The 24,034-nt window shown below is 35.7% G+C and carries 16 protein-coding genes, 4 tRNA genes and 6 pseudogenes; 4 read left to right on the top strand and 22 right to left on the bottom strand.

The window, feature by feature from the left end; genetic code table 11:
* The first annotated feature begins 59 nt into the window (after positions 1 to 59).
* Both ACZZ95_RS00270 and ACZZ95_RS00265 read left to right on the top strand, forming a co-directional pair.
* Positions 60 to 718, top strand: a pseudogene (locus ACZZ95_RS00270) (TetR family transcriptional regulator C-terminal domain-containing protein).
* The gene (locus tag ACZZ95_RS00265; protein WP_463467587.1) at positions 718 to 2,022 is read left to right on the top strand and encodes an ABC1 kinase family protein; all 1,305 of its coding nucleotides are present in this window, start codon (positions 718 to 720) and stop codon (positions 2,020 to 2,022) included. Before ACZZ95_RS00270 ends, ACZZ95_RS00265 begins: the two are co-directional and overlap by 1 nt.
* 179 nt (positions 2,023 to 2,201) lie before the next feature.
* Here ACZZ95_RS00265 and ACZZ95_RS00260 read toward each other — a convergent pair.
* The 17 genes and pseudogenes from ACZZ95_RS00260 to ACZZ95_RS00180 form a co-directional block, all read right to left on the bottom strand.
* Positions 2,202 to 3,498 (bottom strand): annotated as a pseudogene (locus ACZZ95_RS00260) (cryptochrome/photolyase family protein).
* Between the two features lie 172 nt (positions 3,499 to 3,670).
* Positions 3,671 to 4,180 (bottom strand): SRPBCC family protein, encoded by a 510-nt coding sequence (locus tag ACZZ95_RS00255; RefSeq protein ID WP_463467586.1) that lies wholly within the window; start codon positions 4,178 to 4,180, stop codon positions 3,671 to 3,673.
* A gap of 147 nt (positions 4,181 to 4,327) precedes the next feature.
* Positions 4,328 to 4,768 (bottom strand): sterol desaturase family protein, encoded by a 441-nt coding sequence (locus tag ACZZ95_RS00250; RefSeq protein WP_095952106.1) that lies wholly within the window; start codon positions 4,766 to 4,768, stop codon positions 4,328 to 4,330.
* 230 nt (positions 4,769 to 4,998) lie between these two features.
* Entirely contained in the window at positions 4,999 to 5,838 is an 840-nt protein-coding gene (locus ACZZ95_RS00245) for a phytoene/squalene synthase family protein (RefSeq protein WP_095952105.1), read from the bottom strand.
* 3 nt (positions 5,839 to 5,841) lie between these two features.
* A pseudogene (locus ACZZ95_RS00240) lies at positions 5,842 to 7,309 on the bottom strand (phytoene desaturase family protein).
* A 39-nt stretch (positions 7,310 to 7,348) separates the two neighbouring features.
* On the bottom strand, positions 7,349 to 8,248 hold the full coding sequence (locus ACZZ95_RS00235) for a MerR family transcriptional regulator (protein WP_095952103.1): 900 nt from the start codon (positions 8,246 to 8,248) through the stop codon (positions 7,349 to 7,351).
* A gap of 207 nt (positions 8,249 to 8,455) precedes the next feature.
* Entirely contained in the window at positions 8,456 to 8,956 is a 501-nt protein-coding gene (locus ACZZ95_RS00230; protein WP_463467585.1) for a tetratricopeptide repeat protein, read from the bottom strand.
* A gap of 195 nt (positions 8,957 to 9,151) precedes the next feature.
* Positions 9,152 to 11,084, bottom strand: a pseudogene (locus tag ACZZ95_RS00225) (OmpA family protein).
* Between the two features lie 12 nt (positions 11,085 to 11,096).
* Entirely contained in the window at positions 11,097 to 12,014 is a 918-nt protein-coding gene (locus tag ACZZ95_RS00220) for a PorP/SprF family type IX secretion system membrane protein (RefSeq protein ID WP_463467584.1), read from the bottom strand.
* A 58-nt stretch (positions 12,015 to 12,072) separates the two neighbouring features.
* Complete coding sequence (locus tag ACZZ95_RS00215; RefSeq protein ID WP_463467583.1) at positions 12,073 to 12,372, bottom strand: gliding motility-associated C-terminal domain-containing protein; 300 nt, start codon at positions 12,370 to 12,372, stop codon at positions 12,073 to 12,075.
* Positions 12,302 to 14,407, bottom strand: coding sequence for a hypothetical protein (locus ACZZ95_RS00210; protein WP_463467582.1), 2,106 nt, complete (start codon positions 14,405 to 14,407; stop codon positions 12,302 to 12,304). Before ACZZ95_RS00210 ends, ACZZ95_RS00215 begins: the two co-directional genes overlap by 71 nt.
* Entirely contained in the window at positions 14,343 to 15,077 is a 735-nt protein-coding gene (locus ACZZ95_RS00205) for a hypothetical protein (RefSeq protein WP_463467581.1), read from the bottom strand. Before ACZZ95_RS00205 ends, ACZZ95_RS00210 begins: the two co-directional genes overlap by 65 nt.
* Entirely contained in the window at positions 15,034 to 17,037 is a 2,004-nt protein-coding gene (locus ACZZ95_RS00200) for a hypothetical protein (protein WP_463467580.1), read from the bottom strand. Before ACZZ95_RS00200 ends, ACZZ95_RS00205 begins: the two co-directional genes overlap by 44 nt.
* Positions 17,038 to 17,928: 891 nt before the next feature.
* Positions 17,929 to 18,001, bottom strand: a tRNA-Lys gene (locus ACZZ95_RS00195).
* A 137-nt stretch (positions 18,002 to 18,138) separates the two neighbouring features.
* Positions 18,139 to 18,221: transfer RNA gene (locus ACZZ95_RS00190), tRNA-Leu, on the bottom strand.
* Between the two features lie 41 nt (positions 18,222 to 18,262).
* Positions 18,263 to 18,335: transfer RNA gene (locus ACZZ95_RS00185), tRNA-Lys, on the bottom strand.
* A gap of 40 nt (positions 18,336 to 18,375) precedes the next feature.
* Positions 18,376 to 18,448, bottom strand: a tRNA-Lys gene (locus tag ACZZ95_RS00180).
* 126 nt (positions 18,449 to 18,574) lie between these two features.
* Between ACZZ95_RS00180 and ACZZ95_RS00175 the strand changes: the two genes are divergently transcribed.
* Entirely contained in the window at positions 18,575 to 19,093 is a 519-nt protein-coding gene (locus tag ACZZ95_RS00175) for a shikimate kinase (RefSeq protein WP_463467579.1), read from the top strand.
* On the opposite strand, the gene ACZZ95_RS00170 is transcribed toward ACZZ95_RS00175, so the two are convergent.
* Both ACZZ95_RS00170 and ACZZ95_RS00165 read right to left on the bottom strand, forming a co-directional pair.
* On the bottom strand, positions 19,085 to 19,585 hold the full coding sequence (locus ACZZ95_RS00170; protein ID WP_463467578.1) for a phosphoribosyltransferase domain-containing protein: 501 nt from the start codon (positions 19,583 to 19,585) through the stop codon (positions 19,085 to 19,087). The genes ACZZ95_RS00175 and ACZZ95_RS00170 overlap by 9 nt on opposite strands.
* Before the next feature lie 172 nt (positions 19,586 to 19,757).
* Positions 19,758 to 20,147 carry an RNA-binding S4 domain-containing protein gene (locus ACZZ95_RS00165; protein ID WP_095952423.1) on the bottom strand — a complete coding sequence of 130 codons (390 nt, stop codon included), beginning with the start codon at positions 20,145 to 20,147 and terminating at the stop codon, positions 19,758 to 19,760.
* A 79-nt stretch (positions 20,148 to 20,226) separates the two neighbouring features.
* Between ACZZ95_RS00165 and ACZZ95_RS00160 the strand changes: the two genes are divergently transcribed.
* Positions 20,227 to 21,318, top strand: coding sequence for an FKBP-type peptidyl-prolyl cis-trans isomerase (locus ACZZ95_RS00160; RefSeq protein WP_463467577.1), 1,092 nt, complete (start codon positions 20,227 to 20,229; stop codon positions 21,316 to 21,318).
* A 149-nt stretch (positions 21,319 to 21,467) separates the two neighbouring features.
* On the opposite strand, the pseudogene ACZZ95_RS00155 reads toward ACZZ95_RS00160, so the two are convergent.
* The 3 genes and pseudogenes from ACZZ95_RS00155 to ACZZ95_RS00145 all read right to left on the bottom strand — a co-directional run bounded on the left by ACZZ95_RS00155 (position 21,468) and on the right by ACZZ95_RS00145 (position 23,911).
* Positions 21,468 to 22,422 (bottom strand): annotated as a pseudogene (locus tag ACZZ95_RS00155) (transketolase family protein).
* Between the two features lie 75 nt (positions 22,423 to 22,497).
* Positions 22,498 to 23,350 (bottom strand): annotated as a pseudogene (locus ACZZ95_RS00150) (transketolase).
* Positions 23,351 to 23,590: 240 nt separating this feature from the next.
* On the bottom strand, positions 23,591 to 23,911 hold the full coding sequence (locus ACZZ95_RS00145; RefSeq protein ID WP_095952096.1) for a hypothetical protein: 321 nt from the start codon (positions 23,909 to 23,911) through the stop codon (positions 23,591 to 23,593).
* Positions 23,912 to 24,034: the final 123 nt, after the last annotated feature.

Genomic DNA, 24,034 nt, shown 5'->3' with positions numbered 1-24,034 from the left:
GATTAGTAAAGGTACTTAAACAATGTTTACCTTTATGGCAAATTCTAAATTTTAATAAAATGACGACTAATAAAAAGGTAATTACCAAAGATGATATCGTTTCAAAATATATGGATGAGGTTTTAGAAAAGGGTCAAAAACCAAAATCTGTTTATCATTTTGCCAAAGAAAATGATTTTACAGAAGCTGAGTTTTATGCTTTTTTCGGAACATTAGAAGGTTTAGAAAAAGAGATATTTCGACTTTTTTTGAAAACGCAGTTGACTTGCTTCACAAGAACGAAGAATATCAGCAATATGATATGAAAAACAAAATGCTGAGCTTTTATTTTACTTTTTTCGAAATCTTAACAGCAAATAGAAGTTATGTTTTACAATCGTTGAAAATCGATAGAAATCCGCTTAAAAATTTAGTACAGCTTACTTCGCTTAGAGACAGCTTCAAAAATTATGTTTCGGAAATTTTAACTGACGATTACAGATTGGAACAGGAGAAGTTTCAAAAATTTCAGGAAAAAGCTATTCAGGAATCGTCTTGGTCGCAATTAATGCTGACGATTAAATTCTGGATGGAAGATGAATCGGTCGCTTTCGAGAAAACAGATATTTTTATCGAAAAATCAGTTAATGCATCATTTGAATTAATGAATGTTGCGCCAATGAACCATTTAATAGATTTTGGAAAATTTCTATTTAAAGAAAAAATACACAGCAGATAATGAAAACAATCGATTATATTCCAACTTCTAAAATAGAAAGAGCTGGAAAACTAGTTCAAACCGGAGCAAAAATCGGAGTGAACTACGTAAAGCATTATGCCGAAAAAATAGTAAACCCAGATTTAACCCGTGATAAACTAAACGAGAATAATGCAGAAGATATTTACGACGGATTAAAAAGCTTGAAAGGAAGCGCACTTAAAGTAGCTCAAATGCTAAGTATGGATAAGAATTTCCTGCCTCAGGCTTATGTGGAGAAATTTTCATTGTCGCAATTTTCAGTACCGCCTCTTTCTGCTCCTTTGGTTTTAAAAACGTTCAAGAATAATTTTGGAAAAACACCTTACGAAATTTTTGATGAGTTCAATCCAAATTCAGTAAATGCGGCAAGTATTGGTCAAGTGCATTTGGCGAAGAAAAACGACAAAAAACTGGCAGTTAAAATTCAATATCCGGGAGTTGCAAACAGCATTTCTTCAGATTTGGCTTTGGTAAAACCAATTGCCATTAGAATGTTTAATCTTCAGGGAAAGGATTCTGATAAATATTTTAAAGAGGTTGAAGACAAACTGATTGAAGAAACTAACTATTTGTTAGAATTACAACAAAGCCAGGAAGTTGTTGATGCTTGTAATAAAATTGAAAACATCATTTTTCCAAATTACTATCCAGAATTCTCGTCAGAGAAAATTATTACAATGGATTGGATGACGGGAATTCATCTTTCTGAATTTACAGCAATTAATAAAGATCAGGAAGTTGGAGACAAAATAGGGCAGGCACTTTGGGATTTTTATATGTACCAAATTCACGTTTTGCGAAAAGTACACGCAGATCCGCATCCTGGAAATTTCTTGGTAAACGAGCAAAATCAGTTAATTGCTTTGGATTTCGGCTGTATGAAACAAATTCCGGAAGATTTCTATACACCATATTTTGAGCTAATCAATAAAAATGTGATTACGGATGAAAAGCGTTTCAATGAAAAGTTATTCGAATTAGAAATCCTTCGACCAGACGATTCTCCTGCAGAAGTGGCGTACTTTACAGATATGTTTCATGATTTATTGTCGCTGTTTACAAAGCCTTTTCAAAACGAAACTTTCGATTTTGCCGATGAATCTTTTTTCAACGCTATCGCCGAATTAGGAAAACGTTTTTCGGAAGATACGAACTTGAAAAAAATGAACGGAAATCGTGGTTCTAAGCACTTTATTTACATGAACCGTACTTTCTTCGGACTTTATAATTTAATGTTCGATTTGAAAGCAAAGATTGTAGTTGATAATTATTTGAAGTATTAAGGATTTTGTTTCATTAGTTTCATGTTTCAAGTTTCAGGTTTTAAATTGATGCAGAACAAAATACTACAGACCTTTGTCAAAGTTTTAAACTTTGACAAAGGTTTTTTTTGTGTTTTTTGGGTAAACGTTTCGCAAATATTGGAATTTGGAATTTATCCCGATGCTTCGGGATTGGAATTTTATTTAACAATTCCCTTTTTATAAGTCGCAATCGCACGATCTCTCGCAAAAGCATGATCTACCATAGGTTCATTGTAGCCAAGATCAAACTCAGGAATCCATTTGCGGATGTATTCGCCTTTTTCGTCAAATTTCTTTTGCTGAATTTCGGGATTAAAAACCCTGAAGTAAGGTGCCGCATCACAGCCTGTTCCTGCGACCCACTGCCAGTTTCCTACGTTTGAAGCCAATTCAAAATCTAGTAATTTTTCTGCAAAATAAGCTTCGCCCCACTGCCAGTTAATCAATAAATGTTTACATAAAAAACTCGCCACAACCATGCGGACACGATTGTGCATATAACCTGTTTCGTTAAGCTGACGCATTCCTGCATCGACCATTGGATAGCCTGTAGTTCCGGAACACCAGCGTTTAAAATCTTCTTCGTTGTTGCGCCATTGAATTCCATCGTAAGCCGATTTGAAATTATGATTGACACAATTGGGAAAACTGAATAGAATTTGAATAAAGAATTCCCGCCAAATTAATTCACTCAAAAAGGTTTGGTTCTTTTTATTTGCCCAATTTACTAATTTGCGAATACTTACCGTTCCAAAACGTAAATGTGGCGAAAGATAAGACGTGCTGTCTAAAGCAGGAAAATCTCTGGTTTCTTTATAATTGGTAATTTGTGTTAAGTTATGCGTACTGTACTTTTATGGCACTTCTTTCAAAACCTATTTCCTCTAAATCAGGAAATGAAAATTGTTTTTTGGCAAAATTGGAGTGAAAGGGTTTAGAATCACATTCTGGAGCTGTACCTGAAAGGTGATATTTTTCCAGCCATTTATTTTTATAAGGTGTGTAAACGGTGTACGGAAGTCCATCTGCTTTTGTGATTTCTTTTTCTTCAAAAATAACGTGGTCTTTGTATAATAAAGATTCAATGTTATTTTCTTTTAATAATCCAGAAATTGTGTTGTCTCTCTGAATAGCGAATGGCTCATAATCTTTATTGAAGAATAGGTTTTGAATATCAAAATCTTCGATTAGCGATTTCCAAACTTCTTTTGTTTTTCCTTTTTTGATTAATATCGAAGATTCAAATTGCTGTAATTCTGTATTTATTTTTTGTAGTGAATCGTAAATGAAACTGACTCTGGCGTCTTTTTTTGGAAGGTTTTCCAAGATATCTTCATCAAAAATAAATAGAGGAATAACAGGAAAATCTGATTGTAAAGCGTGAAATAATCCGGTATTGTCTTCGAGACGTAAATCACGTCTGAACCAGAAAAAAGTAACTTTTTGTTTTGTCATTGTATTTGTTCTCGCTAAGTTAAGTTTTTCTTTAGCACTTAAAATTGCTCGCAAAGACGCAAAGCCGCAAAGTTATTTATTTGAGTTTTTCTACAAAACTTTGCGGCTTCGTGTCTTTGCGAGATTGAAAAAAATCTGTGGCTTTATTTATGTCTTAAATAATTCAAACGGCTTAAATGCTTTTTTGCTCTGCGTGGATTTTTATAATCTTTGGTTGTGATTTTGAATTAAACAATTCTTCGATTTTATTGTAACGGAAATCGAAAATGGTTTTCAGTTTGTTTTTTACCACTAAACTATTCATAATGCGTCCGAGAATGCCAAGGGGTAATGCGTAATGCACAATGTCTGTCATTTTGGTTCCGCCGTCTGGTGTTCGTTCAAAAAAGTGTTTGTGATGCCATAATTTGTAAGGTCCAAAACGCCGCACATCGATAAAGTATTCATTTTCTTTGCAGGCAGTAATTTCTGTAACCCAAGAAATTTTTATTCCTAAAAGAGGTTTTAAAGTATAGGTAATAATCTGTCCGTGATACATTCGCTTGTCGTCGAAATCTTTAATCTGGAAATTCATGTTGTCCAGTGTAATGGTCTGCAGGTTTTTTGGACTGGAGAAAAAATCCCAGCAGTCTTCAACGCTGGCATTTACATATTGTACGGTTGCTATTTTGTATAATTTCATTTGTTTTAAATCAATTGTTACAAAAATGTTTCTTGTATTACGTGAGCGTTAGGGGTTGTAGTGGAGCTCTTTTTGTGGCTGGCCTTTTTGCCAGACATAAAAAAGCGGGAACGAAAAACCCGACCCTTGGGGAACGCCCAAATAATGCTACATTTTATAATATTTTAATGGTACAAACAACATTCCGAAACATTCTCCTTTTTCTTTGTTGAGGTGTTTGTGGTGTATTTTATGTGCTTTTCTTAGTCCGATGAGGTACTTGTTTTTGGTGTTTTTGAACCATTTAAAACGCTGATGAATTAATACATCGTGAATTAGAAAGTAACAAATGCCGTAAAGCGTTACACCGCAGGCAATGAAAAACAAATAGTTGAAGCCGCCTAGAACACCAAAATAAAATAAAAGGATACTTGGGATTGCAAAAATGACGAAGAAAATGTCGTTGCGCTCAAAAGTATGCTCGTATCTCGGCTGATGGTGATCTTCGTGAAAATACCACATAAAACCGTGCATTACGTACTTGTGCGTAAGCCACGTAACACATTCCATAAATAGAAAAACGCCTAAAAAGATTAAAAAAGAAATCATTTTGTAAATGTTGTAATTAAAATTATGATTTAAAATCTGTTGAGTTTGACTTTGAATTATAAAAGATTGACTCTAAAGATTATTTTTTTTGCTTTGTTATTCTCTCATTTTTGTCATTTCGACCGAAGGAGAAATCTCTGCAAGTAACTCCGCAATCTATGGTGACAATCTTTGTCCAGCTATTATTTGTCATTTCGACCGAAGGGAGAAATGACAAATAATACTGATTATTAAACCAACTTCAATTTATAAGTTACAAAAGACTGCGCTAAAAGTCCAGCTTTTGTATAATTAGAAACGCGAATTCTTGCATTTCCAATTTTATGAGACGGCGTGTTTTTTAGTTTTTTGAGTAGTTTTCTGTAATAAACATAAGCGGTATAAACACCAAATTTTGCTTCGATTGGCAATTTTACAATTCCTTGGTAGGCAATGCGGAAATCTTCTTCGATTTCTTTGATAATCTGCTCTTTTGAGTCTTCGTTGAAATTGTTGAGATTAACGCCTGGAAAATAAGTTCGGTTTAGAATGGTGTTATCATCTTTTAAATCTCTTAAGAAATTCACTTTCTGAAAAGCCGATCCCAAACGCATAGCCTCATCTTTTAACTGCTCGTATTTATGTTCTTTTCCAGAAACAAATACCTTTAAACACATTAGTCCTACAACGTCTGCAGAACCGTAAATATAGTCTGCGTATTCTTCTTGTGTATTGTAAGTTGATTTTATAAGATCTAGTTTCATGCTTTTTAAAAAGGCCTGAACTAAATCGTCTGTAATATTATATTCTTTTACAGTGTGCTGAAAAGAGTTTAAAATAGGATTTAGGCTGATTCCTAATTCCATTGCTTTGTAATATTCTTTTTCAAAATCGTCTATAAGATATTCTTTTTCATAGTCATGAAAGGAATCTACAATTTCATCAGCAAAACGAACGAATCCGTAAATACTGTATATGGCATCGCGTATGCTTGGTGAAAGCATTTTTACGGCAAGCGAAAATGAAGAGCTGTAGCTTTTGGTAACCAGCTTACTGCATTTGAAAGAAACGGCGTCGAATAGTGATTTCATTTTTTAAGATCTTAGGGATTTTTGAATTAATTCGGTCGCTAGTTTACCTGAAATTAAGGCAGGCGGAACACCCGGTCCCGGAACAGTTAACTGTCCTGTAAAATATAAATTCCTGACTTTTTTGCTTTTTAATTTGGGCCTTAAAAATGCAGTTTGCAATAATGTATTTGCCATTCCGTAAGCATTTCCTTTGTATGCATTATAGTCTGTTACAAAGTCATTTTTACAAAAGGACTTCTTAAAGATAATATTATTTTTAATTTCTTGTTGTGTAAGTCTGCTCAAAACGAGTAATTATTTTTTCGAAATATTCTTCTCTAAGTGCTTCATTATCATCGATTCCTGGTGCAAGAGGAATTAAAAAGAAACCAGTTTCCATTCCTTCAGGCGCGACGGTTAGATCCGTTTTTGATGGGAAATTGGCATAAAATAATGGTGAGTCAGGCCATTTTGGTTTATCGTAAATATCAACAGCATGCTGATTAAAATCGGTATCAAAAAATAATGCGTGATGCGAAATGTTTTCTATTTTTTTATTGAAACCAATAAAAAAGAGTAGAGAAGAGGGAGCAAAGATTCTGCTTTCCCAATATTTTTCAGAATACGCACGATGTTCTTTCTCTAGCAGAGTTTCGGTGTGCTGATAATCGGCACCGCTTAAAATAATATCGGCTTTTATGATTTCGCCGTTGATAACGATTGCAGTTGCAGTTTTATTTTCGATGATTATTTTTTCTATTGAAGAATTGGTTTTAATGGTAACGCCCAATTCTACAGCCAGTTTTTCGATGCCTCGAATAACATCAAACATTCCCGTTTTTGGATGCCAGGTTCCGAGACCGAAATCGGCATAATTCATAAAATTATAAAACGATGGCGTTTTGGTAGGTTTTGCTCCAAGAAATAAAACGGGGAATTCCAGAATTTGGATAAGTCTTTCGTTTTTAAATTGCTTGCGAATATCAGCACTGACATTACCTAAAAACTGATTGAGTTTTAAAGCGGTTTCTTTTGTAATTAATTCAAGCGGCGAAACTCCAGGGCGATAAACTAAATCTTTTATGGCAATATCATAATTGCTTTTGGCTTTATCGATAAAGTTTTGAAGCTTTTGCGCACTTCCTTTTTCGATTTCTTCAAACGTAGATTTTATGTTCTCTAAATTGTCATAAATGCTGATAAAATCATTTATTCCAAAATATACACGATAAGCAGGGTTTAGCTTTACGAGTTCATAGTAATCAGATGGTTTTTTATTGAAGTCTTGAAAGAAACGTTCGAAAACATCGGGCATCCAATACCAGCTTGGTCCCATGTCAAAAGTAAAACCGTCTTTTTTGAATTGTCTGGCGCGACCGCCAATCGTTTGGTTTTTTTCATAAATAGTGACACTGTTTCCTTGCTTTGCAAGGTAACAAGCGGCGACTAGGGAGGAAAAGCCAGATCCTATTATTGCTATTGTTTTCTTCATTTGTTTAACAAATATAAGAAAAACTTAAACAAAATAAAATTAGATCATGTTAATAGTTTCTTCCATCGAATCGAAAATTCGAATTCGATCGCTTAAAGCCTTTTCGTCTATATGTTCTACCATTTTTCCCATAAGCCAGATTTCATTATTTTTCTGTAATAATTTCTGTCCCATAGATTTTACATATTGATTGATAACGCTTCTGTCTGGCTGAACGGTCATAAACGAAACGAATGTAATATTCTCAAAATGTCTGGTTAAATCCTGAAGGTTTTCTATTGGCATGCTTTCGCCCAAATAAATGGTCTTGTAGCCTTTATCTAGAATTTCATATTGCAGGTATAATAATCCAATTTGATGAATCTCATTCAGCGGAAGCGATAAAACAAAAATTTTATCTGTTTTGGTTGGTTTTCTTATTTGAAGGCTTTCTGTGTAAATTAATATTTTCTGTTTGATCAAATGACTCATAAAGTGTTCATTTGCGGGAGTGATCGTTTCAGACTGCCATAACAACCCAAGCTCTTTTAAAAGAGGTAAAAAATTTTCCTTGAAAACTTCTTTAAAAGTCTTTTCGGAAATAAGCCAATCGAATGTATTAAAGAATAATTCCTGATCAAAGTTCATCATGGCCATTTTAAAAGAGGTAATGGCATAGTTTTGTGAGTTTTTCTTGGAGATTATTTCGCGTACCAATTGCGGTATCTTTTCATCAGGATACGTTGCTATTTTAGAAATCTTGTAACCGTATTCGTGTAATAAGGTGATGTTGAGAAGTTTCTGCAGATTTTGAAGATTGTAGAATCTTATATTAGTATCGGTTCGCATTGGTTCAAGGATGTTGTATCTCTTTTCCCAGATGCGTATGGTATGCGCTTTTATTCCAGATAAGTTCTCAAGATCTTTAATACTGAAAACAGTTTTAATGTTGTTTATCATTTCTAGCGATTAGGTCGACAAATGTAAAACAAAATCTTATATGCTGTCTTAAAACTACATTAAAAAGATAGAGGATTAGAGGTTTAGATACTAAAAATATATTTTATACCTAAAAACAGGTATATTTTTTTTAAGAAATATATTACTTTAATAAAAAACTGAAAATAGTCTGAAGAATAAATCTGCAGACTATTTTGTTTTTGGATGTTATTTGCAGAAAGTAGCTCTGTTTTTTACAGCGCTTTGGCTTCCTAATTCAATCGCTTTTGTAAAATCTTTGCAGGCGTTTTTGCTATCGCCAATTTTATTATAGGCCAAACCTCTTAAATTGTAAGCTATGTAATCTTTTGGATTTAATCCTAAAGAGGAAGTGCAGTCGTCAATTGTGCCTTGGTAGTTTTGTAATTTGTAGTTCACGTTGGCTCTGCCGGTAAAAGCATCTGCGTTCATGCTGTCTAATTCGATTGTTTTGCTAAAATCTGCCTGAGCGCCTTTAAGGTCATTTAGTTTGTATTTGGCAACGCCTCGATTTTGATAAGCTTCGACAAATTTAGAATTCATGCTGATAGCTTTGGTATAGTCGGCAATTGCGCCTTTTGTGTTTCCAGCGTCAGCTTTCTTCATGGCTTTGTCGAAGTAACCAGTTGCCGATTGTGCCCAGATCGAGCAGGTAATCATCATAAATGATGCTAATAGTAGGTTTTTCATAAACTAATTTGGGATTAGTGATTAATTATTTGCAACGAATTTAGGAAAGATTTATTTGTCAAAAGAAATTCTCTTGTGAAATTATGAACAATAATTTGATTATAATTTCTAGAATTCATTATGTTTTTGGATCTGTCTTATATTTAAAAAGTCGCCTAGTGTTAGACAGCTTTGTTGTTTTTATGATAATTAAAATTATAATCCTGTGATGATAAATTCACTTCTTCTATTCATTTGATGCTCCTGCTCGGAACATTTTACTCCATCATAACAATTGTTTACGAGTTGTGTTTCGCCGTAGCCTTTTCCTGTCAGGCGTTTTTTGTCTACTCCGTTTTTAACGAGCCAGCTTATAGTTGACTGTGCTCTTCTTTCGGATAGCGCTTTGTTATAAGTTTTTGAAGCCCTGCTGTCGGTATGCGAGCGAATATCGAGTTTCATATTTGGATATTGGTTTAAAACATCGAGTATTTTCTCCAAATCCAATGCGACTTCTGTGCGAATATTGGATTTGTCCAAGTCAAAATAAATCATTTTAATGCCGAAACATTTTCCAAGATCATCACCTACGGCCACTTTGCAGACTGATTTATCTAGTGCAATAGGGAGATTCGTTTTGCCAGTTTCTTTTCCAATAGCAACCATGGCTTCTTTTATGGCGTATTCTGGTTTTTCAGCTCTTACACTATATGTTTTACCACATTCCACGGCAAAAGTATATTGCCCATCAGAACCTGAAATAGTCGTATTTTTTATAGTCTGATTCTCGTACAGGGTTAATTTTGTTTCTGGAAGTATTATTCCAGAGGCAAGATTCTGTAATGATTCCGTTTAATTCCTGAATACATTTTAGTTTTCTGGTTTCTAAAAATTGGTAAATATCATCAGAACCCTGACCGCCATCTTTGTTTGAGGAAAAATAGCCTTTTCGGGAAACGGGATCGATAATATAGGCAAAATCATCTTTTGGGGAATTTATATCGGAACCTAGGTTTTGAATAGTACTGACTTTTCCATTATTGTCTAGATTTCCTGTAAATACATCTAGTCCGCCAAGTCCAGGATGTCCGTCTGAGGCAAAATAAATCTCATTTTCGCTTGTTACGTATGGGAAGGTTTCTTTGCCTTCAGTATTGATTTCCCTGCCGAGATTCTGCGGCGTTCCAAAAGTACCGTCATCTCCAATAGATACACTATAAATATCAGACTGCCCGAAAGTGCCCGGCATATCCGAAGCAAAATACATTACTTTTCCATCAGGACTTAATGCAGGATGTGCCGTACTGTATGTATCACTGGTAAATGGAAGTGCCGTAACGTTTGTCCATTTTCCGTTTTCAAGTGAAGCTTTGTAAATTTTAACCAGCGTGATCTGATTGTCATTTTTTCCTTTTTTACCGTTCAAAAAATTGTTTCGTGTAAAATATGCTGTTTTACCGTCTCTGGTAAAAACCGGTGATGATTCATGAAAACGCGTATTAACTTCAGATTTTATTTTATTTACTTTTGATGCTGTTCCGGTCTGGGTATCCAGATCGGCATCATAAATATTAGTAAAATATTCACCAGTCCACTTGTGTTTTCTTTGAGAGAAATTCCCAGTATCTCTGGCCGATGCAAAATAGATTTTATTGTTATAGACAAAACTTCCGTAATCAGAATATTTAGAATTAATTCCAGCATCTTCAATTTTGTAACGCCCAGAATTGGCTTTTATCTGACTCATGTAGTCTGGATTCTCGCGGTAGAGTTCTGACCTAGAATCTGTTTTGAATTTTGAATTGAAACCAGCCATGATTTTAGTCGCTTTATCAATCTGTCCTATCGATTTTAAAGATTGTGCATAGCGGTAATAATATTCAGCCTCGGGTGATGGATTCATGGCAAAGAGTTCGCCGTACCATCTTGCCGCGCCTTCAAATTCCGAATTGAAATAATAGGAGTTTCCTAATTTTTTAAATAAATCCTCTGATTTGTAACCTTTGTCGGCCACTCTTTCGTAAGTTTTTATGGCATCTATATAGGCATAACTTTCATATTTTTTATCACCCGAAGCAGTTTTTGATTCTTGGGCATGGCTAAAAAAAACAGGCAGTACTACTAAACAAAAAAGTATATAATTTTTCATGATTGTTATTTTTTAGAAGAAACGAGGGGTTGTCATTTTACCATTATTTTTAAAGAATTCGTAGCGCAGGAATATCTCATGTGAGCCTGAATTATAGTTGTTTAGTTTTGTGGTCTCGCGGTCATATCCGTAACCAATATAAAGCCCGTCTGTGATCTGAAATCCTGCCATGGCACTTACAGAAGCGCTCCATCGGTAGGTCGCGCCCAGAACAAATTTGTCATAAAACATAAAATTGGCTGAGACATCAACTTGAAGCGGTGCTCCGTCTGTCATTTTAGCCAGTACGGCAGGCTTGAATTTTACATACTGATATTTGTCAAGGTTAAAGACGTAACCTCCAATTAAATAATAATTGATTTTATCCTTGTAGATTGCTACGTCATTATCATCATAGCGGTTTGTTTCGATGAAATTGGGCACTGATAAACCAATGTAAGCCTTGTCAGAATGCCAATAAACGCCTGCTCCAATATTGGGAGAGAATTTATTGTCGAGATCCTGAAACTGCGGATCACCCTGATCTTCTGGATTTAATTTGTTAATGTCGAGGTTAAATAAATTAGCTGTTGCCTTGATACCAAAGGAGAGTTTAAAGCTCGGAGATGTTTGGATAGTGTAAGACAGATCTGCAGATAGATTGTTCTCATTTGTAGGTCCGATTTTGTCGTTTACAAGTGATAGTCCTACGCCAATCTTACTGTTGTTGATGGGGGTGTTTACAGAGAAAGCACTTGTTTCTGGTGCGCCGTCGAGACCTACCCACTGGGTTCTGTAGAGTCCGAAAATACTCAGCGCACCGCGTGATCCTGCGTAGGCTGGATTTATATTGATCGTATTGTACATATACTGTGTGTACTGTGCATCTTGCTGTGCATAGCCCGAAAAGCTTACAGCGATAATGATGAAGAAAAATAATTTTGTTCTCATAGTAGATATGTATTAAAAAAATCATGGCAGGGCTATTTATGATCCTGCCATAATTTTATTACTGATTATTTATATATAAATAGCCTGATTTGTTTGCATGGTCGCCGTTGTCTTCATATTCAAGAGTGTAGAAATACGTCCCTGTTGGAAGTTTATCTTTTCGAAGAACAGTTGCACGCCCGTCTGAGAATCCTTCAAAAGGATTTGTTACATTATCATAGCTGTTTTTTTCATAAACAACTACTCCATATCGATTGTAAATTTTTACTGTATTGTTAGGAAAGCAGTCAATCCCTTCGATTATAAATGTATCGTTTCTTCCATCTGCATTTGGAGAAATGGCATTGAAGACATTCAAAAGACAGGAAACATTGATGGTTTGTGTAAATGTGCTTTGATTGCCGCATTGATCGTGTTGTGGTTCCTGTAATAGTCCCTGCGCAGTTATCTGTTGTCGTTGGAGTTTCTGGAGTCACCGAACATTCTGCTGTAAGATCTGCTAGAACTGGAATTACTGGAGCCGTACCATCATTAATAATAATATTTTGGTTTGCTGTTGAAATATTTCCGTCGCCGTCGTCAAAAGTCCATGCTATTATTGTTGTACCCTGCGTGGTTATTGGAAAAACTGCTGTCGTTGTTCCTGTGATTGTTCCTGCGCAGTTATCTGTTGTTGTTGGCGGGATTAGTGTTGTAAGAGAACATTCTGCTGTAACATCAGCTAAAATTGGAATTAGTGGTGCTGTTATATCATCAATAATAACATTTTGATTTGCTGTTGAAATATTTCCATTCCCGTCGTCAAAACTCCAAGTTACTACTGTTGTACCCTGAGTGGTGATTGGAAAAACTGCTGTCGTTGTTCCTGTGATTGTTCCTGCGCAGTTATCTGTCGTTGCTGGAGTTGTTGGAGTTACTGAACATTCTGCTGTAACATCAGCCAAAATTGGAATTACTGGTGCTGTTGTATCATCAATAATAATATTTTGGTTTGCTGTTGAAATATTTCCGTTTCCGTCATCAAAAGTCCAGATTACACTTGTTGTGCCCTGATTTGTGATTGGAAATAAAGTCGTTGTAGTTCCTGTAATAGTGCCCGCGCAGTTATCAGTTGTGGTGGGTATCAATGGTGTTGCCGAACATTCTCCTGTTACATCTGCCAGAACTGGAATTATAGGTGCTGTTACATCCTGAATAATGACGTTTTGGTTTGCTGTTGAAATATTTCCGTTACCGTCATCAAAAGTCCAGATTACACTTGTTGTACCCTGAGTTGTGATTGGAAATAAAGTCGTTGTAGTTCCTGTAATAGTGCCCGCGCAGTTATCAGTTGTGGTGGGTATTAATGGTGTTGCCGAACATTCTCCTGTTACATCTGCCAGAACTGGAATTACAGGTGCTGTTACATCCTGAATAATGACGTTTTGATTGGCTGTTGCAATATTTCCGTTGCCGTCATCAAAAGTCCAGGTTACAACTGTTGTTCCCTGAGTTGTGATTGGAAAAGCTATATTCGCCGTTCCGCTAATCGTTCCCGCGCAGTTATCAGTTGTGGTAGGTATTGCTGGCGTTGCAGAACATTCTCCCGTCACATCGGCCAGAACTGGAATTACAGGTGCCGTTACATCCTGAATAAGAACATTTTGATTGGCTGTTGCAATATTTCCATTGCCGTCATCAAAACTCCAGATTACACTTGTTGTGCCCTGAGTTGTGATTGGAAATAAAGTCGTTGTAGTTCCTGTAATCGTTCCCGCGCAGTTATCAGTTGTGGTGGGTGGAGTTAGTGTCGCAACGGAACATTCTGCCGTTACATCTGGCAAAATTGGAATTACAGGTGCCGTTACATCAGTAATAATTACATTTTGGTTGACAGTCTGAGTATACCCATTTCCATAATCGAAAGTCCAAACTACCACCGTAGTTCCCTGAGTCGTAATAGGGAAAGCCGTTGCAGTTGTAGCGGTTATGGTTCCTGCGCATAGATCTGTCAGTGTTGGAGCTATAGCGGTTCCGTCACATTGCCCTATTACATCTGCTAAGGGAGCAGGCAATGTTGTCGGATTTATGGTAATTGTGGTTGTGGTACTGTTAGAACACGTTCCATCATTAAAAATATAAGTTACGGTATACGTTCCGGGTGTTGATGCTCCAAGATCTATTGTTCCTGTTACTTCGTCAATGCTTAATCCCGCTTCTGCGCTGTACTGTCCGCTTGTAACTCCGCTTTCTGTAGATGAAACCGTTCCTCTGTTACAGTAAGTTCCGGCCGGATAACTAATAGAAGCTACAGGAAGCGCATTAATAGTGATCACTGTAGTAGAAGTATTAGAGCAGACTTCCGTCACTAAAAGTATAAGTAATGATGTGATCTCCAATAGTTGAAGTCGCAAGATCTATTTCACCAGAGTTGGCATCGATAATCAAACCGGGATCCGAAGTGTAAATGCCACCCGAGGTTACCAGTTCTTCCGGAATTGCTGTTCCAATCTGGCAGTAAGGTGTATTTAAATAGGTAATTACCGCAGTAGGAAGCTCATTGATAAGTGCCTCAACAGGTGCGATGTTAAAACATCCATTGGCATCAGTTCCTTTTATATAATAAGTATCTCTTACGGCTACTGCTGTGGGATCTGTCACCGCAATAGAAGCCTGTTCATCTGAAAAATAAGTATAAGTCAGACCTGAAGCGCTTCCCGCTGTAACGGACGCGACTGTAATATCAATGGTACCCGGTGTGCACACAGGAGTCGGATTTGTAATGACTATTGTTGGGCGCGCATTGACATTGATCGTTAAGTTAGAAACGGTACTGCTGTTACAAGGTGCTCCCATTGTAACGGTACAAGTATAGTTATTTGCTCCTATCGTAAGATCTGAATAATTTACCAAAGGATCTTTAAGGCTTTGATTAGAAGGGTTTATTCCTGGGCCAGTCCATAAATAAGAAAGTGCATCGAAAATATCAACATCCAGATGTACTGTTCCCGAGGTCATATCGCAGATCGTCGCAGGAGTATTAAGTCCGTTTGCAGTGGCATCGGGCGTCGCGGCTGACACCAATCTGTGCCGATTGTGTGATGATATTACCGCGACCGTCTTTTATCCTGAAAAAATAAGTAGCATCTGTAAGTCCACTAAAAATGTTGCCGCTTTGGTAGGTGCCGTAAGTACTACCTCCATCGGTACTAAGTGCATATTCTAGGACATTCCCAGGGGCAGGTGAGTTAGACTCAGCTGTAATGGTTAAAATACCATTTGTTCCTCCGGAAGCACAGACATAGCCACCAGTATTGGTTTTGTCTACAATAATTGCATTATTGGCATCATAAGTAACCGTTTGCGTGAGAAGGTTTAATGAGTCGCTTTTAGAACGTAATGCAAAAACATAAGTGCCATAACTAAGTCCATTAAAAGGAAGTGAAGCGGTTGTACTGGCCAAGTCTCTCGTTTCACCAACACTTGAAGGGCCTGAAACAACAATCACTCTATAAGAGCTAGGCAAATCAAAAGTACCATTCATAACATAGTTAAATCCGCCACAGACTGGAGTTATAGTATTGCCGGATAAACTTGCATCATAACCTGTAACTGTTGCATTAATACTCTTTGTGCCACAAGGTGTAGTTATACTTAATGTATAATTTCCTTTAGGCCAATTATTTGTTGGGTCAGCGACATTTACCTTAGGGAAATAAGCGTAGCCTCCACCATCTATTGTCACATTACCTGTATATCCTACTGGTACTAAAGAATTATTAGAAGCTGTTACCATGTAATTTATAATGTCTCCAGTCTGATATGGGCTTACATTTATGCTTAAGGTTCCGTAATTTAAATAATTGGGATTGGTTGCTGAAGCATATTGGGTTAGAGTAATTGAAGGAGTGGCTGGAATAGAAAAGTTTTGAGAAGCAGATAGATTAAAGTCTCCCGATGTGCTTCCTCCCGCATCAACATATGAAAGATGATAGGTTGCTCCCGCAGTAAAACCTATAAAAATGCTTATTGGATCAATTAATGTCCTATGGATGACATCGGCAGGATTATTGATATTTGTAAAAGTTGCATCAATAGGAAGACATCCAAGCTGAGAAGGCCCGATACGTAATTGACCAACTCCTCCACAATTAGAAACTGCTATCGTATTATAATATAATGTAAAAGGAAACTCTTTTGTATTACCGCAATTATCTATTAATACAGCTCGCATATTAGGAAGGTCTGCTTTAATACCTGCTTTAGTTGCAATTACCGGCATTGGAATTCTATCTAGAGATGAGGGATAACCTGCGCCTCCAATATCACTAAAGCCATCTCCATCAGTATCTTTTCCATAAAATTGGCCTTGATATTTAATTTTCCATGTAAAATTGGAAGCATCTGCAGGCGTTAGTACCGTACTGGTAGAAATATACCTAAAGCCTGATGAATTAAAAGCATATAATGGAGTACTACAATTATATCCTGTTAAATATCCTGGAGATACAATATATCCTAGCTTAATGTCATTTAAAGTTAAAGTAGGATTGGTAATAGAAGTTGCACCCGTAACAGTCTGTCCGCAAGAATCGGTAACACTAACAATATAACTATTGGTAGTAAGACCGTTAAAAGTAAAAGTAGCGACCGAAATAGCCCCACTGTTTTGCAGAATCGTTGCCGGAGCATCTTGTGTGGCAATAGTGTACGTAAAAGGGGCTTTTCCGTTGGTAACTGTTGTTGTTAGCGTCGCTGTACCACCCACACAATTCGCCACTTTTGTGGGAGTTGTTACTGCCATTGTACTATAACCATCCGTAACGATGATGTCGCTACTGGAGAAAACAGGGTCGCCAAATGTAGCCCTTGCATTTACAACATAGGTCCCAGAAGGTAGTCCGGTAAATACAGCGTTATTGTTAAATTGAGTATTGTCTCCCGGAACCGGCGAAACCGCAATTCCGGCGCGCGACAATTGATATTGAGGACTTGCACCCAAACCGGTAGTACTGGCAGTGACAATACCAGCTCGCTCTGACAACCTGTGTTGCTCGCTATGCCAGAAACAGTCTGTGCAAAAATGTTGTCTCCTATAAAGGAGAACAGCATAAACGTTAAAAATAAAGTAATTTTTGTTTTCATAAAATGTCTTTTTCAGTAAACAAATATTTCCAAAATTTCATGAGTCATTAACTGACTATAAAGTAGCATGGTCGTATTTATTGTTTTTAATTTTCTGAATTTTAAATAATTAGAGCTTAAAAGATAAGCGGGCGCAAAATTCATTTTAATTGAAATGGATTTTATTCCTTAAAAGATTTAAAACTAACAGATTAAGACAATTATTAAAGTTTGGGCATACAAGAAAAAAAAATACGACTAATAAATGTAAAGAACACAAAGCCAGTAAAAAATTATACTGTCTCTATTTGTGAAAATAAACTTTAAAGATAAAGGAGATTGTTGATTAGGGCTTGTAGTGAAGATGTGAGGCTGTAAATTATATTTTAATTTACATTTAAATGTAATTTGTAAGAATATGATTTTAGTTCTTATTTGATATAAAAGTACTGTTTTTTAGTTATTTAGCAAATTTTTTACAGTTTTTTTTTAAATTGTATTCTAAAATAATCATGTCTTTTGTAATTTATTCAATGAAGAATTTAATTATGTATAAAGTATTGAAGTAAAAGATAATACTTAAGAATTGTAAGAAAGCCAAGTCGCTTTGTAGTGAATTTAAAAAAAAGGTTGAAATAGAACTAGAAATTAAAAGTGACTAATCCAAGTCCACAAAACTTTGCGAACTGTGCAGTTTCTGTTTTATTTTTTTTCTCTTAACATGGTTTCTAAGTAATATGTGATAATGGAGGGATTTGAATCCTAGGCTGTTAAATGAAAAAGGTTATTCGCTTTGGCGAATAACCTTTTGTGACCCGACTGGGGCTCGAACCCAGGACCCCATCATTAAAAGTGATGTGCTCTACCAACTGAGCTATCGAGTCTGTTTTTTCTCTTACGAGGGTGCAAATATAAGTACTTATTTAGCTTTATAAGCCTTTTTTTAAATGAATTTTGCAATAAATTTTAAGCATTGTTGTAAAAGTCTATATTACAATATGATATGCTTTATTTTTTTTTGTGACCACGGTGGGATTTGAACCCACACGCCCTTACGAGCACCACCCCCTCAAGATGGCAAGTCTACCGTTTCTCCACGTGGCCTAAAATAAAAAAGGTCATTCGCCATGGCGAACAACCTTTTGTGACCCGACTGGGGCTCGAACCCAGGACCCCATCATTAAAAGTGATGTGCTCTACCAACTGAGCTATCGAGTCAATGCTCTCAAGAAATTTAATTTGTTAATCACAAAATTTGTGACCCGACTGGGGCTCGAACCCAGGACCCCATCATTAAAAGTGATGTGCTCTACCAACTGAGCTATCGAGTCATTTAATTTCTTGAATGCGGGTGCAAATATAAGGAGTTTATTTTGAAGTTTCCAAGCAAATTTATTATAAATTTGTCTTTTTTTTGGAAAAATTTCCAATCGCTTAGTTTATAAGGTTTTATTAGTATGAAGAAAATTGTATTGTTAGGTTATATGGGTCGCGGAAAGTCGACAATTGCCCAAAATTTGTCAAAAATCACAAATATTCCGTTCTTAGATTTGGATAAAATTATCGAAGAAAGAGCAAAAATGTCCATAAATGAAATTTTTGAGAAGCATGGAGAGATCTATTTTCGAAAATTAGAACACCAAATTTTTGTCGAATTACTGCAATCTGAAGAAAATAACATTATCGGATTAGGAGGAGGAACTCCGTGCTATGCTAATAATCATGAATTGCTAAAAGGAGACGACGTTGCTTCTATTTATTTAAAAGCATCAATTGATACTTTATATAATAGATTAGTATATAATAAGAGCAAGCGTCCTTTAATAGCTAATATGAATGAAGAAGAGATGAAAGAATTCATCGCGAAACATTTATTCGACAGAAGCTTTTATTACAATCACGCGCAGCATAAAGTTTCGGTAGATGATAAGTCTGTCGAAGAAACGGTTCAGGATATTTTGAAGATTTTAGCTTAAAGAAGCATAATCGCCGTTTTCAGAATCGAAAACAACTTGAACGTGCTCCAATAATGAAGTTGAAAGGGAAATTCCTTTAAAATCTGCTTTTACAGGATATTTTTTATGATTTCTGTCCACAAGAACCGCTGTCTTGAATTTTTTAAGCGGAACGTCTAAGAAATGACGGACAGCGTAGATTAATGTAGTTCCTGAGTTCAGGACATCGTCAACCAGTACTAATCCTTTGTTTTTATATTCTTCAGGGCTTAATGAAGTTTGTATTGCGTCCTGTGGATTTTGTTTGTTTACTCTTACTTCGCAGATGGAAACTTTTAAAGTCGATATACTGCTTAGTGCTGTTGCGATTTTTTCGGCAAAAACATATCCATTTGAAGCAATGCCGGCAATAATAACTTCTTCTTCGTTTACGAATGTTTCGTAGATCTGATAAGCGATGCGTTTTATTTTGTGTTCGACTTCTTGATTGGTTAAGATAATGTTACTGCTCATAATTTATTTTTTTTGCTAATATAATTAATTAAAATTCCAATATTTAAAATCCAAATTCCAATTTAGAAAATTCAAATTCCAAATTTTAAATCTCAAATTCCGAAATTGATTTTTTGATTTAGGAATTTATGTGTTAGTAAGTTTTTGGAGTTTGGAATTGAAAATTAGAAATTTATTCCGTTTCCTCTTCATCAAAAATTTCATTTCCGTATTCGTCGATATCCCTTCTGTCCTTTTTAGTTGGACGGCCTGTGCCGCTTTTTCGGTAATGTTCTTTCGATAATTTTAATAACTCTAAATGCGCGTATGCTTCTGGTGGCGTTTCGTTTTTACGGTAAATATCAACCAATTTTGCGCCGACTCGACTTTCTGGAATGTCTAGCACTGTTATAATTTGTGTAATTTGATCTTTTCTAAAAGTAATTCGGTCCGTAGGGAAAACTTCTTTTGAGGGTTTTGCAACCTGCCCATTTACAGTGATATGATTCTTTTTACAAGCTTCAGTAACCATGTTTCTAGTCTTGTAATATCGAACGCACCACAAGTATTTATCTATTCTCATAATTTTTCTAAAATCCAAGTTAAATTCTTTACAAAAATAAATCAATATTGTATCTTGCGCACCTAAAAAAATCATAATAATGAATAAATTTAAATATTATTTTGTTTTATTGCTGGCAGTTGTTGCTGTCGTTTCTTGTAATAAAAAGGATGATGATGAGGTAGTTGTTACTCCAGTACGAGATTATGCAGAGCAGTATAAAGCAGATAATGACTCGATTGAAAAATATTTAAAAACAAATTTTATTACAGTAACGCCAAATTTTGATGTTACTATTTCGAAAATTACAGATCCGACAACACAAACTTCTATTTGGGACCAGACTACTTATCCATTAGAGCATAGAGATGTTTACAGTCGTGATGTTACTTATAGAGTGTATTATTTAACTTTAAGAAAAGGAGTTGGAGAATCACCATGTAATTTTGACAGTGTTTCTGTTTCTTATACAGGAACCCTTTTTGATGGAACCCAGTTTGATAGTTCTTATGGTTTAGTACGTAATTTAGATCTAGATATTTATTCAGCGCGACCAACAATTGACGGATGGGGAGAAATTATGCCGAAGTTTGGAGTTGGTACTGAGAATCCTGCTGGTGCAGATGGAACTATTACTTATGATAATTATGGTGCTGGAGTAATGTTTTTGCCTTCAGGGCTTGCTTATTATGCTTCGTCTCCGAGTGGTATTCCGGCTTATTCACCTTTAACTTTTAGTTTTAAATTGTTTGCTCTAAAGAGATCAGATAGTGAGTATATTGTTTCAGGTGGATCTAAAGTAGTATTAGGAGATGGTGTGCCAACTTATTTAGAAGATATTAATGGTGATGGCTATTTATATGATCAAAGAGATACGGTTAGGTTTCCTAACTTGCCAAAAGAACTAATCGATGATACTGATGGAGATGGAACTCCTGATTTTTATGATTTTGATGATGATGGCGATGGCTACACAACAAGATTCGAAATTACGAAACCAGCTGATGCTCCTGTAACAGGAATTAGCTTATATTATCCATATGATCCAATTCCAGATAATCCTGCTACGCCAAATGTAGATGAAAGTGAAATATGGGGTATTCCTGCTTTCTCAGCAACAGGAAATCCAGATTATACTTCACCGGGCAGATTAAGAATCCATGTTGATAAAGATCATCACTCGGCTAAATAAATAAAGAAAATAAAAAATATTAAAGCCTCGTAAGTATATTTACGAGGCTTTTTTTATGCAAATCGTCTTTAGTAGGACGATAGTTGATCAATAAAAAAACCTCGAAATGTGAATTTCGAGGTTTTTTTATAAGTAAGAAAATCTAAAAATTATTTTCTTTTAATAACTCTTTCTACAGCTTCAACAATTGCTTGGTTGTTTAATTTGTATTTGTTCATTAATTGCTCTGGAGTTCCTGATTCACCAAAACTATCTTGTACAGCTACAAATTCTTGAGGAGTTGGATTGTTTAAAGCTAATACTCCTGAAATGCTTTCTCCAAGACCTCCAAGGTAGTTGTGCTCTTCTGCAGTAACAACACATTTAGTTTTTGCTATCGATTTTAGAATAGCTTCTTCATCAAGAGGTTTTATAGTGTGAATGTTGATTACTTCGGCAGAAATTCCTTTTGCTTCAAGAGCTTCTGCGACAACAAGCGCTTCCCAAACTAAGTGTCCAGTAGCAACAATTGTTACGTCAGTTCCTTCGTTTAATAAAATTGCTTTTCCAATTACGAATGGTTCGTCAGCAGGAGTAAAGTTAGGTACAACTGGACGTCCGAAACGTAAATAAGCAGGACCATGGTGATCTGCCAATGCAATCGTAGTCGCTTTAGTCTGATTGTAATCGCAAGTGTTGATTACAGTCATTCCTGGCAACATTTTCATTAAACCAATATCTTCTAAAATTTGGTGAGTTGCTCCGTCTTCTCCTAAAGTTAAACCAGCGTGAGAAGCACAAATTTTTACGTTTTTGTCTGAGTAAGCAACAGATTGACGAATTTGATCGTAAACTCTTCCTGTAGAGAAGTTAGCGAAAGTTCCTGTAAAAGGAATTTTTCCGCCGATTGTTAAACCTGCAGCAATTCCAATCATGTTCTGCTTCTGCGATTCCGATTTGGAAAAAACGCTCGGGGTGATTTTTCTTGAAATCATCAAATTTTAATGATCCAATTAAATCAGCGCATAATGCTACTACATTTTCATTTTTTTGACCTAGTTCAGTCATTCCCGCTCCAAAACCTGAACGAGTATCTTTGCTTCCTGTATTTTCGTATTTTTTCATTTTTGTTTTTTTGCTTTAGGCAATAGGCTTTAGGCAATAAGCTCATGGCTTACTGCTTATAGCATAAAGCTTTTTTTAATAGTCGATTTGATCTGCAGAATAATTTTGAGCTAAAGCATTTTTCAATTGCTCATCGTTTGGAGCTTTACCATGCCAAGCGTGTGTGTGCATCATAAAGTCAACTCCATTACCCATTTCTGTGTGTAATAAAATACAAACAGGTTTTCCTTTTCCTGTTCTTGATTTTGCATCATTTAATCCTGCAAGGATTGCGTCGATATTATTTCCTTCTGCAATTTCGATAACGTCCCAGTCAAAAGCTTCGAATTTAGCGCGAAGACTTCCCATTGGTAAAACTTCATCAGTTGTTCCGTCAATTTGTTTTCCGTTAAGGTCTACTGTTGCGATTATATTATCTACTTTTTTAGCAGATGCGTACATAATTGCTTCCCAGTTTTGACCTTCCTGCAATTCTCCGTCACCGTGTAAAGTGTAAATTAAGTGATTGTCTCCGTTTAATTTTTTAGCCTGCAGCCGCTCCAAGAGCCACAGATAAACCTTGTCCTAATGAACCAGATGCAATACGAACTCCCGGTAAACCTTCGTGAGTTGTTGGATGCCCTTGCAAACGAGAATCTAATAATCTGAAAGTAGCAAGTTCTGAAATTGGAAAATAACCGGCGCGAGCTAAAACGCTATAAAACACTGGAGAGATGTGGCCGTTTGAAAGGAAAAAGATATCTTCTCCAATTCCGTCCATATCAAAACCTTCTTTGCGCTCCATAATGTTTTGGTAAAGAGTTACCAAAAATTCAGTACAACCTAAAGAACCACCTGGGTGACCTGAGTTGACAGCATGTACCATTCTAAGAATGTCTCTTCTTACTTGGATCGTTAAATCGCTTAATTGTTGTGTGTTAGGCTTCATTTATATGTAAAATTTTAAACTGTAGCAAAAGTAATTGTTATTTTGCGGGGAGACAAATGATTTTCTGCTTTAGTTTGTTTCAATTGTTAAATTTTTGTAGTCTTTTTTAATTGATTTTAGAAAAAAGTATGAAATGTATATTCTGTATAAAAGTTTTGCCACAGATTTCACGAATTAACTTGATTAAAAAATCTATGCTAATCTGTGAAACCTGTGGCAAAAAAAAAAATTAAAGCAATTTTAATTAGTATCGCTTTCGCTATAGAAATTATTTTCTTCATCTTCTGAACCAATGTCTTCCTGTTCATCATCAAGTTCTGATCCTGGAACATCTAAGTCGTTTCCAAGTTTATCGCTGTTTTGTTTCCATTCGTGATTGTTATCTTGATTGATGATTCTTTCGCCGGAAATGCCTTCTGGATCAATGTCTTCTAATTTTTCTTCCTGATTGTAAATATCTTCGTTTGCTGGATAATCTAAATTTTCCAGATTTCTTTCGATTTGTTCATCCTTAATATCGTCTAAACGTTCTGCTGGATCTCTTTCTTCTGAATTTATCATGATTTCTATTCTTTTAAAATTGATAATAATTGTCTTTTTATTTCATTTAAAATTAAGAAATAATGAAGCAGTTCCGTTACATATTACTAATCTGATTGTTGTAGTTTTTACATTTGATTTCTT

The sequence above is a fragment of the Flavobacterium sp. AC267 genome, assembly GCF_979258715.1.
Note: the sequence above shows the minus strand (reverse complement) of the source record. Positions and strands in the feature narration are given on the sequence as shown.